6 protein-coding genes and 1 pseudogene are annotated in these 13,226 nt (G+C 65.7%); 3 read left to right on the top strand and 4 right to left on the bottom strand.

From position 1 onward, the window contains the following. The first annotated feature begins 192 nt into the window (after positions 1-192). From ACFLIM_RS49275 to ACFLIM_RS49265, 3 genes and pseudogenes are all read left to right on the top strand, one after another. Positions 193-705, top strand: a complete 513-nt coding sequence (locus ACFLIM_RS49275) for a hypothetical protein (RefSeq protein ID WP_393177690.1) — start codon at positions 193-195, stop codon at positions 703-705. 499 nt (positions 706-1,204) lie between these two features. Then, positions 1,205-1,319: pseudogene (locus ACFLIM_RS49270) on the top strand (DNA-binding response regulator); the annotation flags it as partial. A 47-nt stretch (positions 1,320-1,366) separates the two neighbouring features. Continuing rightward, positions 1,367-1,537, top strand: a complete 171-nt coding sequence (locus tag ACFLIM_RS49265; protein ID WP_393177688.1) for a hypothetical protein — start codon at positions 1,367-1,369, stop codon at positions 1,535-1,537. A gap of 141 nt (positions 1,538-1,678) precedes the next feature. On the opposite strand, the gene ACFLIM_RS49260 is transcribed toward ACFLIM_RS49265, so the two are convergent. Genes ACFLIM_RS49260 through ACFLIM_RS49245 form a run of 4 tightly spaced genes read right to left on the bottom strand, consistent with a single transcriptional unit; the run spans position 1,679 to position 13,082 of the window. Then, positions 1,679-6,580 carry an ATP-binding protein gene (locus tag ACFLIM_RS49260; RefSeq protein WP_393177686.1) on the bottom strand — a complete coding sequence of 1,634 codons (4,902 nt, stop codon included), beginning with the start codon at positions 6,578-6,580 and terminating at the stop codon, positions 1,679-1,681. Next, the gene (gene mads7, locus ACFLIM_RS49255) at positions 6,573-8,219 is read right to left on the bottom strand and encodes a methylation-associated defense system protein MAD7 (RefSeq protein WP_393177684.1); all 1,647 of its coding nucleotides are present in this window, start codon (positions 8,217-8,219) and stop codon (positions 6,573-6,575) included. Before mads7 ends, ACFLIM_RS49260 begins: the two co-directional genes overlap by 8 nt. Continuing rightward, complete coding sequence (locus ACFLIM_RS49250) at positions 8,216-12,022, bottom strand: protein kinase domain-containing protein (protein WP_393177682.1); 3,807 nt, start codon at positions 12,020-12,022, stop codon at positions 8,216-8,218. Before ACFLIM_RS49250 ends, mads7 begins: the two co-directional genes overlap by 4 nt. A gap of 1 nt (position 12,023) precedes the next feature. Further along, positions 12,024-13,082, bottom strand: a complete 1,059-nt coding sequence (locus tag ACFLIM_RS49245) for a 3'-5' exonuclease (RefSeq protein ID WP_393177680.1) — start codon at positions 13,080-13,082, stop codon at positions 12,024-12,026. Positions 13,083-13,226: the final 144 nt, after the last annotated feature.

The following is a 13,226-nucleotide window of genomic DNA, read 5'->3' as shown; positions in this document are numbered from 1 at the left end:
ACGCGATCGGCGCGCTACGCCTGCTCAACTTCACCAACATCGCCGAAGGCGCCCGGTGGGCACGCGACGACTTCCGTCACCCGCTCATCGCCCTCGGTCTCACATAGTGAGAACTCCTTCGGCCCTGAGTGCTGGGGCCGTGACGATCGGTGCCCGCAGTTCCGGGTCGCGGTATGGGATATCGTGCAGGTCGTGGGTGCGTACCTATTAATCCTCGGTGAGCGCGAAGCTGTCGCGTGGGTGCTGCGTGAGTCGCGGATGGCCTTCCCACGGACCAGTCGCAGCGAAGTGAACCGGCTTAAGATCGGAGACGATCTCTTCGTCGTTACCACCCGGGGGTGCTGGCACAACCCAAACCGCGACCGCACTCGGGTCATCGGCACAGCCGTGGTCGCCTCAGAGGTCGTGCCTTACGAGAAGCCTGTCGCCATCGCGGGCCGTGATTTCACTCGCGGCTGCGACATCACCGTGAGAGCGCTCGCGCCGTATCTCGTGGGTCTCGACCTGGCGCCTCTCGTTCCACGACTGGACGCCTTCCCCAGCAAGAACACCTGGTCCATCCGCCTCCGGCGCCCCCTGCTTGAGATCAGTACATCGGACGCCACCCTGCTCACGCAGGAAATTGAGGGTGTAGCCCGCGAGCCCGCTGCGGTCATCCCGATCTATCTGTCCTCCATCCGTCCAGTACGGCGTCTACCCGCTTGAAGCCCTTGGACGGCCATTTCGGCAGTGGGACATGCTGGGGATGATCTTGTAGGCCCCATGTGCCGAGAGGGCTGTTTATGCAGGTCAAGGCGCTAGGGCCCGCAATGGCGCCTCCGCTCTCCTACAGCGGGTGCCGCAGGTTCGAAGGGGGCACTCTGTGATGTCGCGAGACATCGGAAACCCTCGAACCTGCGGCAGGACCGCAGGTTCGAGGGTTTTCTTTACTTTCTGGGCTGTTGTGGCTGGTAGTCGCGGGTCGGGTCGACGGTCAGCTCCCGCAGGAGTTCGCCGGTGACGGCGTCGATGATGCGGACGTCGAGATCTTCGATCAGGAGCATGACGCAGGTTCGGGCGTAGGTCCGGCCGACGCCGATGTTGTGCAGGCCTCCGGCCAGGCGGAGGGTGACGACGCCGACCTGGTCGATGCGGTCGTGGCGGACGCGGGTGTGGGTGTCGGTCTCGCGGCTGGCAAACGTAAGCCGCCCGCCCGCCCCGGGGCGTCGGCCACTCCACGGCCAAGACCCACGTGAGCCACGTCCTCACCAAGCTGGGCCTGCGCGACCGCATCCAGGGCGGTGATCTTCGCCTACGAGTCCGAACTGATCACCGGTTAGGTCGGCTCAGGATGCCGCCGGTAGCCACCGAGCCCCATCGGGTCGGCGTGATCCGCAGCAGCGATTGCGCTGGCGAAGCCACCGCCCGAACCAAGCGGGAGTTGATCGAGGTGGCCCTGCTGCGGCATTTCGAGCAGCTCACCGACCGGGCCCACGCGTTCGTCGCCGACACCGATCCGGCCGTGGCATGGCATGGCCCGTCCTCCTACGGACGGTGATCGAGACCGGTGTCAGCAAACTCACCCTCGCGCCCCCTGGTGGCCGACCGCGACGAGTTCTCGCCGACACCGTCGCCGCTTCGAACCGACTGAAGGCCGTGGTCAGCGAGGTCCTGCGTCGGGGTCGAGCTACCCGACAGATCATCGGGCCATGAAGACCTTCTTGGCTTCGGGGGAGTCGGGGGTCGAGACGTAAGCTTGGCCGACGGACAGTTTTTCCAAGGCCTGGGCCATGTCCTGGCCAGCTCGGCCGCGCAAGAAACCGGCGACTGTCTTGCTTTGCGGGTAGTTGCAGCGGAACGCCACCTTAGTGCCGGCGTTGCCGAGCACGTCCTTGTGGAAGTCGTCCACTCCCTGACTGGCCACCACCACGGCGACGCCGTATTTGCGGCCTTCCTTCATGATCTTCGGCAGAGTGACGTCCTTGGCCAGCCGGTGCGCCTCGTCCAGCACCACGGCCAGGCGCAGCTCGCTGGTCTTTCCCCAGTGGAACATCTCCCGGTAGACCTTGCGCAGCACGAACGCGGCGGCGGCCAGTTGTACCTGTTCCATCAGCGTGTGCACGTCAAGCACCACACCACTGGTGAGCAGTTCGCCGAACCGACCCTCGCCCGCGTTGTTTCGGAACAGGCCGAACTCGCTCAGCGGGCGAGTCCGCGCCGCCACGTTGCGGCCGTGCCCGGCACTTTCCTTCTGTTCTAGGAGCTTGGCGAACTCAGTCATAGTCGGCAGCCCCGTCGGGCCGTTGGCCGAACCGAAGCCGTGTCGCTGGTACAGCTCGCGGAGAACCTCGTAGACCACGTTCCGTTGGATCTCCCCCAGCGCGCTCACATAGCCAACGACCTCGGCCAGCTCCCACGCCGTCTGATTATATTTCTCGTGGCTGACGTCGGTCCGGAGCTCGAATGGGGAGAAGTCCAGCCCGTCGCCCGCGTCCACGACCGTTGCGTCGGCCGCGGGGTCGGCCGCCATGTCGCCGTGGAAATCGATGACCAGCGCTGGCAAACCTTGCTCGGCGAACGAGTTGAGAATACGCCGGGTGGTCACCGACTTGCCCTGCCCGGGAATGCCGAGAACGAACATATGCGGACTGCCCGACGTGCTGATCCGCCACGTTAGATCGGCGGAGTTCGCGTCCTTCCCGAGCACTACCCGCACCTCATCGGGCCGTTTCTGAACCGACTGTGTCGCCGGTGTTTCCGTGGTGGATGCTGGCTCTGATTGCGTGGTAGCCAGGACCGGCTCGGACGGCGTGTCCACGGCCAGCTGGGCAACGGGTTCCGTAATGTCCACGGTGGACACCGGGGCCCGGCTCGGGGTCAATGTGGCGATGCCTGCTGTGCGCAGTTTCGGAGCGGTCAATGCCTCGATCGATATCCCGCGATGCTCGCTCGGCAGGTCCGGCTCGCCGGTCAGGCTGACCACGTATCCCTGTTTAGAGATCTCCGGGCGCGTGCCGTCCTCGATCCGGGCGAACTGGCGTTCTGCTGCGGCCAGCCGCTCGGCACTGAGCAGATCCGCCTCGAAGGCCCGGTTCGCGTGGTAGCGCAGGATTCCCGCCAGCCGGGCCCGCTGCAGGTCGGCATCCAGGCGGGGTTGGTCGTTGCCGAGGAAACCGTCCTCCAACATGGTCACAGTGGCATTGAGGTTGTCGACGATGTTCTCGGCGAGTTGATCTGGCGACGCGTCTTCCTTCAGCGGCTTGACCTCGACGCACTCGAACCTGATCGCCTGCCGGGTGGCGCGGACCAGAATCAGGTCGCAGAACCGTGCCTTTTCCTCCGGAGACTCCTTGTCCTGCGATTTCTTGCGCGTGATGCCGAACATTTCCTGGTGCATATCGACCGGTACGACGATCGTGTCCTTCAGGTCGCCCCGGCTCTCCAACCAGGACACCAGCGCCGCGAGGCTCACCGCCTCAGCGGCCAGGTCCGACTGACCGATGAGACGCAGCGCCAACCGCCCGGACACGAGTTGCATGGCCCGCAGGGTGCCGCGCACCGACTGGGTGTCGTCGGCGAATCCCAGGCCGCGCATCGCGGTGGCAAGCAGGCGTTCGATCTCGGCCTGATGTTTCGTGGTCACGGTGAGCCGAGGCCCGATTCCTTCCAGGAAATCGGGCGCGTAGTCTAAGACGTACGGCTGGTTTTGCTTCGGGCTCGACGAATACAGTTCCGGTCCGAGGTTGCGGTCGATCGACATAACCCAGTCGGCCCGGTCATGCGCCGCGGTCAGCGCCCGGCGTTCCGGCTCGCCGAGCGAGACGCGCAACGCGATGCCGTGTTCCGGCGCCAGTCCACGCGCCGCAGCGAGTGCGGCCTGGTGCGCCCGGTGCGCGTCGACCGCGTCCGCCGCGCCATCCCGGCGCTTTTCGCCCCGGTATTCCCGGAGTTGTACCGCTGGCATGGCTTCCCAGTGCCGGCCGTCCGGGGTGTCTACCAGCCTGTTGCTGGTCGGGGTCAGCAGGTTGCGGAACGACGTGGTGGCCGCCGGGGCCGTCGAGCCGCCACCTGCCTCGACCACGGCCAAGTCGTTGACCACACTTATATGCGCTGGCGTGTCGTCCTTGGCCAGCCGGTCGAACGGCCGCACGCTCAGCCCGAGCGGCGGCTTCAAGTACGATCGTGTGCTCCCCACCCGGTATCTTCCGACGGCCCGCTGCAGGTCGGTCAGCGCGGGCAGCGGATCGGTATTGCCAGGCCGGGTGCTGTAGGCGGTGACCTCTGCGCGCCCGGCTAGTCTAGTGACGTCGGAGTCTGCGGCCCGGTCGGTCAGCACCGCTCGGCGCAGCGCCTGGGCCAGCAGTTCGCCGGAGCCGGGGTTGATCGCCAGAAGCCGGACTGCGTCCGGCTTCGAGTGGGTCTCCCGGTAGTGCTCAATGCGCTCGGCGAGCATCGCCGGCGGCACGTCAGTGGCGACGTCCCGCCAGTCGATGCCAAGCACGTCGAACGCCGCCTGGATGGCGATGCCCGGTTCCTGCTCGTCGGGGGCGAGATAGATCCCGGTGCCGACCGTTGCCTCCCTGGAGTGCACGAAGATGTCACCGGACGTCGTACGGGGCACGGCGAACGGCAGGTTGGCCGGGGTTACCCGGCGAACCAGGTCGGCGTCCACCATCGCGCGCCGTTTCGCCTTGTTCGGTTCGCTGTCGGCCAGTTCTTTTGCCCAGCCGGTGATGGCCTTGTCATATTCGGCCAACCAGGTCAGTCGGAGCGGATGGAACGGCAGCACGACGACCGCCCGGATCGGCCGGCCGCCGGCGATCGTAATGTCCAGTGTCAACGTGTCCATCGCCAGCAACGCGTCCCGGTGCGTCGCGTCAGTCGCCGCGCGGTCGAGCGCGTTCTTGTAGCTCTGGCAGTAGGACCGGACCCTGTCCCGGAGCTCCTCGGTCCAGTCGAGCGACTCCACGAGCCAACGGGCTTGATGCGCGCCGAGTAGTGCGTGGATCTCTTTGCGCTGTTTTGACAGTGCCGTCGGCAACGGGTCTTCGACGTGCTCCGTGTCTTCGGCCTGCAGCACCACACCCATGCGTCCGTTGGCGCGAAACGCGGTGGCTGTGCTTGCGCCCTTGAACAACTGGTGTTGCAGGTTGACCAGCACCGGGCTGACGCCGAGCAGCACCGTGCGCCGGCTGCCGAGGCGCAGCGACACTGCGGTATGCGCGTCGTCCAGGCTGTAGGCGTCCTCGGTCAGGTCATCCTGTCCGGCGAGAACCGCGTCCAGCCTGCCAAGCGCGAGCGCCCATGCCGAGGCACGCCGGGTCTCCCCGGTGATCAGGTCGGCCTCCCAGCGCACGGTGAACTGCTGGCTCTCGTCCTGAGCGAGCTCACCCTCCCTTCCCTGCAGCAACACCGGCTGGCCTGCGGTGTCCAGCCCGGTCACTCGCACCACGAACAGTGAGCCCTGTTCGAGGTCGGACTCGTCGAGCTTGATCTCGACGGTGGCAGTACGCCGGGAACCGGCAACGGTCACCTTGGCCTTCGGCCCGGAGTCGTCGCCGTCGCGCAGGTCCTCCGGTGGGAGCACCTCGACCAGCCACCGGTAGATCGCGTCGCTCTTGGCTGGCACGGTCTTCCACGTCACTCGCACCACGGCAGGAGACTCCTCGCCTGCCTCGGTATAGGGCAGGTCGCCCGGGTTGTCTTGCTTGAGCCGCGAGCTTTTCACCACCGCGCCGTTCTCCCGGAGGAACGGGTCGACCCGAACCTGATCCACCGCAACGGTTTCCGGTTCGGTCAGCGGCCATTGGCTGAAGTCGAGGCCGGGCACGGCGGCCAGTTCTGCGGTCCACTCAGCGGGATTGGACAGATCTCGGTACGAGCCGGACAGGAACGCGGCAAGGTCAACGCGTACCGGACCATCCTTCAGCTGGGCATTGCTGAGCCGGTCGGACACCGAGGACACCGCTCTGGGCGGCCGGGAGATGGCCTTGACGGACTCACTATTGCGGGCGAGCCGGTCTACGAGGTCCGGGCCGCCGAGATCCGGGATGAGGCCGACCACCGGCAACGATGCGCCGACGGTGTGCCAGGTCGGTTCGGCTGTGACTGCGGCGACGTAGCGGGCCCATGCCTCGGCCGGCCGGTTCCTGCCGAGTACGCTGGCGACCTTGTCCACGCCGACCCGAATTTCGTCGTCCGGCAGTTCGTCAACCATCGTGGCACTGGCTGTACGCAGCAGGCCGACCACATCCTGGCGCTCGAAGCTGTTGTCCAGCGAACTGGCCGCCACGCCGGCACCCACCGGCACCATCAGCAGCAGTTGACGCTCCTTGCGGTTGCGTAGTTCGACCGCACGCTCGGCCAGGATCAGCAGCTCGTCGTCGGCTTGGGCGCGGGCGTCGACCAGGACGTGTACGTCAGCCTTGTCGGGCGCGAGGGCTCGACGCACCGCGTCGGCAAGGCGCTCGGCGTCGGCGTGGCGTAGGTTGTCCACCCGGACACAGTGGCCGGGTTCGTGGTGATCTATCCGCTTGGTCAGTATGGTTGCGATCCGGTCAGTGACCAGATCCGGCAGCGTGGTGTCGGTCGGCTCAGGCATCACGATCCCCCAGTGGGTGGCGAACGATCTGTTCGGAAAAGTCGTCGGACAGGCTGTCGAAACATCCGAGCAGTTGCAGCCTGCGCTTGAATGCCGCCAGGTTGGCCGCCGCGGCGGCGCGTGCCTCCGCGCCGTCCAGAAACGCCGGTGGCAGGTCGACGAGAATGCCGAACCGGTCGCGAAGCTCCCGCAACAGGCCCTTGAGCGGTATGGTCGGCCGGACCGACATGTCGGACCGGACGAACACCGTCATCAGCAGAATCTGCAGTAGTTCGTCTGTCGGCGCGTATCGCCACGACCGGCGGCTATTGGACGAGCCGGTGAGAATCCCGTACGGCTTACGCAGCCCGCCGACCGAGCTGAACCAGCTTACCGCGTTTTTCGTTGCGCGATCTTGGTTGACAAATTCGAGAACGTCTAGCAGTTTGTCAAGTTCGCTTTTGTCGGCGCGTTGTGTTCTCTCCAGGAAGTCGGCCTCATCTTCCGTGATGTGTTCATCGCTGCGCTGGTTGGTTGCCGCGATTTCATAGAGTTGGCTCATCGCAAAAAATTTAACGACGTCGTGTTCGCGTAGTTCGGCAAGTTGAGCCAGCTTCTCTGGATCGGAAAGCGCTTCACGTCGCTCTCGCTCGTCCGGGATTCGCTGGATCGCCTGCTCGACGATCATGAGTGTCATGCGGTCACGAAAAGTGAGCCTGATCTGATTGAGATCGCGCTCCACGCACAACCGGGACAGCCTGTCCGAATCGTCGTTTATTCCGCCGGTGAAGTCGCAGTACAGTTCGATCGGTGATTTCGGATGGTCCTCGACCATGTCCGCGGGCGGGGTACCGGTGCGCAACAGTTCGCGGCCCGCCGCGTTGACCCGAAGTGTGAGAGTGAAGACATCAAGCGCGAGCAGTCCGGCAAAGGTGGACATCAACGCAGCTGTCGGCAACCGGTTGGCATAGGCAAGGAGGTGCGCGAGAAGCATTTCTCCCAGACGATCCGTTACGCCGGGGAGCGGGTTCGGCACTTGCGATTCTTGCTTGAATTCCCGCGCATCGCCCATCTCGAATCCTTCGAGGAAACGAAACTCGAGGAGTGCGCTGATATCCAGCTTGCTCGGGTCGGTCAGTTCGGGTTGCCATTTCGGCTCGTGTCCGATCCCCAGACCATGGCCAATATTCTCCGCGATGAGCCTGCGGAGTTCACCAGTCGGGTTGCCCGCGGTTCGGTGGGCTACCCGGGTGCGCAGAAGTTGATAGGCGAAGTCGTCAATATAGCGGTGCCGGGTTCGTGTCCGGGGTACGCCTGCCCGATAGGCTGCCAGGGTGAGGGGAGCAACCGACAACATCTGTTCGTCATTGTGCGCCTTGCCGACAGTGCCCATGTCGACGATGCAGGAGCGCAGCCAGCCGTCCATCAGATCTCGGGCGTCCGGTGAATCGAAGCCAGTCATGTGCTCGCTGTCGAGCAGCCGGTCCCGATATCCAGCGTAGTCCCGTTCGTTGGTCAGGAACCTGGCCGATCGGCCGCCCTTGACACACGCCTCGAACAGATGGGGCAGCACGCGGTCCACATCCGTGTCCAGTGTGCTGAAAATCGTCAGCGGCCGATATAGATACGTGCTCATCGCCTTGGTCAATTTGATGGTCATGGCGCGTCCTCCCGCACGATCTGGCCGCCGACGGCCTTTGCCCGCAGCGAACGGCCGGAGCCGTCGATGATCCATACCGCGTGTGCCGGTTCCCGGCGCAGCCGGTTGCCGAAGCCGGTGACTTCCTGGCGGATCGCCTCCGAAGCCAGGTCACCGAGGATCTCCCCGTCGGCGGCGCGCAGTAGCAACTCCGCAGTGTCCAAGGTGATCCGGAGTTCCGCACCGGAGGAATGCCGCAGCACCAACAGGTCCGGGAACGACTCGATGTAGCGGGAGCGTGCTCCGCTTGTGGCCAGCACGAACTCGGTCGGATCCAGCTCCTTAATTACCACGATGGCGCGTACCGCGGGCGCGTCGTACATCTGGTCCCGCAATGCGAGACGGACGCCGTCGTAGCCGACGAAGCCCAGCACTCTGGACAGTCCCGCGATGAACCGTGGCAGCGCCTGCTCTGGCGTGTCCAGGGCATCGAGGTATTCATCGAGATGCCGGTAACCACGCACCTCCAACCGCCCGGATACGGTGCCCCACTGGCCGAGGAACAATGCCCGCTTCAGCCGACGTATGTCCGCGTCGAGGATGGTGTGCAGGTCGGGGATGAGGTCTTCTCTGGCCCTCGCGGCTCGGATGGCACCGGGCGCTGGGAGTCCGGCCGGGTCGAGTTCGGCCCATTCCTGGAGCAGGTTGTCGCTGCTGTCGCCGGCGAAGGTCAGACCGGGCAGTAACCGGGCGTCGGTGGCCGGGTTTTCGTCCGCCTCGCGTTCGGAGTGGACTTCGTCGCAGGACAGGTCACCGGTGATCAGCCAGGCGAATGCGGACCGGACGTCCCGTACGGTCGCCCGCCGACGGCGGCGCAGGTGGCTGGTGAGTACGAGCTCCATGACCGCCGCCTTGGTGGCCGGTGCCCGCAGGTCCGTGGCGTTGCGGAGAATCGGGCAGACGCCTCGAGACACGCAGTCGGCGCAGTCCGACCAGCGGAAGTCGGTGGTGAACAGATCGAGAATGGCTTCCGCGAGATGGGGCGCTTCGCCATTGGCGTCGGCTTTTTCCGGCATCGCCAACGCCCGTTGCTTGAGGTCGACAAGTGCCACCCGGGAGTCCGGGGATGCGCCGCCTCGGCGTTGCTTGGCCAGTTCCGCAGCGACGTCCGGGTACAGGTCGTCGTTGTCGGTGAAGAACTGGGTGACTCGGCCATCGTTCGCGGCGATCAGCACCGTGCACCGGTTCCGGTCCTCGCCGTCGGCTAAGTCGAGCGCCCGATACAGCATCTCGTCCGAGGACAGCGCGCCGTTGGACTCCGAGGCGTCGTAGACCGCGACGAACGTGTGGCCGTCGAGCCGTTTGACCCAGCCAGCCTTGTCTTCGTGCACCTTTTCCGCCTGCCGAGCGTCCAGTGCGTCACCCACCTTGACAAGGAACGAGGTCTTGCCGTCACCGGGATTACCGCTCAGCACCACGACGTCGAGCTTCTTGTTGAGAATTGCTGGCAGCAGTTCGGTGTCCAGCCGGGTTTTCGCGTAAGTGTCGTGCGCGAAAACGTCGTCTAGGCCGCGGTTTCCGGCGTTGCCGATGCCGCTTTCCCGGTACAGCCCACGCAGCGCGGCCACCGTGGGATTCACCTTGCGTTTGTCCGTAGTAGACGGAGTGCTCGGCTCGGTGAGCAGTCGCGCGAAATCTGCGGCGCTCTGCGGTCGGCCAGCCGGGTCGTACGTCACGCCCTGGTAGAGCGTGTCCAAAAGGGTGCCGCCGAACCGTAGCCGGTCCTCGTCGGACGGCTGCACCAACGTCCTGCGGCCTGACAGATCGGTGCTGGCATAGGGATAGCGGCCGAGCATGGCGTGCAGGATCGACGCGGCGGCGGCATACAGGTCGGCGGCGGGGGACCAAGCGCGGCGCTCCCACACCTCCGGCGCGGTAAACGGTGGCGAACCGACCGCGGAATGGGCGTTGTCGACGTGTGCGGCCAGCCCGAAGTCGATCAGCCGGGCGGCGCCGTCGTCCCGCACTATGATGTTGGCGGGGCTGACGTCCCTGTGGTAGAGGCCCTGCTGGTGCGCGTCGCCGAGGCCAGCGAGCACGTCCAGCGCGATACGCCGGAACTCGTCCCCGGTCGGCGTTTCGCGCGTGACGAGTTCTTTGAGCGTAGTGCCCGGTACGTATTCCTGGACCAGCACGCCCGGTTGCGGTTCGCGCTGCAGGTCATACACCCGGGCGCAGTAGCGGCTGCGCAGCTTGTCGGTGTTCTGATATTCGTCGAATGCCTGTGCCCAGGACACGCGATCCGGTTTCAGGTATTTGAGCGTGCGCAGCTCGCCCTGCAGCTGTTCGTCGGTGGCGAGCCAGGTGACGGCCCATGCGCCCTCGCCGAGTTGGCGCTTCAGCCGGTATCGGTCGGCGACCAAGTGGCCTGCCATCGGTGTCGACGCGTCCTCGGTGATCGCCATTGCCGTCGCCTTGTCCGGCGCGGTCGCCGAGGCCACTTCCGCGGCTTCCGGTCGGTCGTCGTAGCCCGGCGCGAGACAGCGGGCCAGCAGTTCACCTATCTCCGGATAGGTCGCCGCGCGTTCCCGGGCCTTGTCGTGGTCCGGCGTCTCATCCTGGTCGCCGTGGATCCACTGCACCAGGCTCAGCGCCAGGCTGTAGACGTCATCTTTGGTGCCGAAGAATTCCATGGTAGAGCCCGGCGCGCGGAACGGCGTCGACGGATGGTCGTCGAACAGGCTGGGGGCGATGGTTTCCGTGCTGGGAATCCGCGCCCGGCTGAAGTCGCGGAAGCGGACCCGGTCGTCGCCGGTGATCTCGATGTAGCGCGGCCGGAGCGCTCGATGCATGATCTCCTTGGCGTGCACCGAGGTCAACGCCGCGAACGCGTCATGCACGACGGGTTTGGCGATCTCCGGCGGAATCCGGTTTTCCTGGTCGGTCGGCGTCGGAGGGTCACCGCTGAGCTTCCACAGACTGGTGCCGCTCAGGTCGGGCACGATCGGGGTGACCCGGTATCCCTCCCAGTCGAACCAGTCGCGTACATGCCAGGTACGATCTTCCTTGGCCAACAAGGCAAGCGCGTCATGCTCGCGTTTGGCAAGGAGTTCCGCAGCGGGCCGGTCGGTGGCGTTGGCCACCGGAACGCAGTGCAGGAACACCAGTTCGCCCGCCGGGTTGCGACCGGCGTAGACCTGGGCGTTGCCTTCGGCCCCAAGCAGCCCGTCGACCTCGTACTGCATTATCTGCTTCGGGGTCTCGGCCGGGTTTCGCGGACCGAGACCGAGCAGGTAGCTCATCGCTTTCGGGCGCAGTGCGGACCTCGTGTCCGGCAGGGCGGCGTCCCGGGCGGTCAGCATGGCAGCCGCAGCGTCCAGCGTGACCACCTTGTCCTCGCCGAGATCGCCGGTCCCAGATAGGTCGATCGACGGGTGGGACATGACCACGTGGCCGGTGACCGGGCGAACCCCTCGGGGCAAGTTGGCCTGCGCCGCCGTCCATCCGCTGACCTTCGCGCGCAGTCGGCCGGCCAGCACCCGGGCCGGGTGCGCCACCTGGCCGACGGGATCGGGCCGTTGCTCGCCGTTGACGTACCAGGCTACTTCGCCCGCGACCACGTGTGGGCCCCAAGATTTCTCCTCGCAAACGTAGATGCCGTTGACGCCGACCACGATCAGGTCGAAATCGACCGGGTCGGTGTGCGTCGGAATCTGGCGGCCGGCGATGACGTCCCAGTCGTCCGGTAGCTCGGCCGCGAGCCGGCGGGCCGTTTTTTCTTCGCCTGGGCCGTGCCAGTCGCTGAGCACGTGCAGCCGCGCCACGTCACTTCACCTCTTTGCGATTGTCGATCTTGTAGTCGTCAGGCCAGGTCCAGCGCCGGACGTCGGGGTTCAGCGCCGCCAGCCGGTCGACGTGGGCCGTGGACTTCGTGTAAGTGATAAGCAACTGGTCCGTGGCGCGGGTGGCGCCGACGAACCCGACACGTTCGCGTTGCCTGGTCGGCTCGTCGATTCCCGCCGGTAAGGTTTCCAACCCGACCAGGAACACTATCGGGAACTCGTAGCCCTTCCCGGAATGCACGGTGATTACCTTCACCGTCGACGTGTTGGTGTCGAATCCGGACGGGTCGTTCCGGTCGAACACTTGGAACGGAATATCGGCCGAGGTCAACGCGGCACGCAATTTTGTAAGGCCGCGCCATTGCGTGAGCAGGACGGCGATCTCGCCTGGCTGCCGCCGTCCGTCGGCGAGCAGAGCGGCGATTTCCCAAACGACGCAGTCGAGTTGCGCGTTCTTTGAGTCCGCCCAGATCAGATCGACCGGTTGCCCGTCCGGCGCACCGTCGATCCCGGCCACATGTTGCCCGGTCAGCACGCTTGCGGCGCGCAGCACTTGTTTCGTGCTGCGGTACGGCCGAGCCAGCGTGTGGCGGACGACGTCGCGGCCAGTTAGCGCCGAGGTCAGATCGACGTCTCGGTACAGCCCCTGCGCCTGGTCACCGACGAGCAACGCGCCGCCACGGCCGGGCCGGACGGTGTCGAGCGCGAACTGTAGCCAAGCCGGGTCGAAATCCTGTAACTCGTCGACAAGCAATGCGTCGAAGGCCTGCGGAATCCCGCGTGCCCTGGCCTTGGTCAGATCCTTGGAAGCGCCGTCGCCGCCGTTGAGATCCATCCGGAAACCAAGCCGGTGGGCGAACTTGCCGACTGTGGTCACCAGCACCGACGGGTCGTTCACCAGTCGCGTCACATACGGCACCAGCGCACGGTTGTACACCAGCACGGCGATCTCCCAGTCCGGATGAACCCGGCGCAGTTCCCGTGCCCGGGCGGCGAGCAGCAACGTTTTCCCGCTGCCCGGCGGCCCGGTCGCCACGGCCACGTCGGAGATCGGCGCCAGTGGGGTGCCCCGATCTTTCCGGACACGGACCCAAGTAGGGTTTACGTGACACCCGGAAGGCAAGGTAGTGGCGAAGAGGCCGAGGCATTACTCTCCCGAATTGCGGGCCGAAGTCGTTAAGTACGT

The sequence above is a fragment of the Nonomuraea marmarensis genome (assembly GCF_043197025.1).
Classification (GTDB): domain Bacteria; phylum Actinomycetota; class Actinomycetes; order Streptosporangiales; family Streptosporangiaceae; genus Nonomuraea; species Nonomuraea marmarensis.
Note: the sequence above shows the minus strand (reverse complement) of the source record. Positions and strands in the feature narration are given on the sequence as shown.

Coding starts and splice junctions, on each gene's coding strand:
- mads7 (WP_393177684.1), bottom strand. CDS start 8,219: ATGACCATCAAATTGACCAAGGCGATGAGCACGTATCTATATCGGCCG.
- ACFLIM_RS49260 (WP_393177686.1), bottom strand. CDS start 6,580: ATGCCTGAGCCGACCGACACCACGCTGCCGGATCTGGTCACTGACCGG.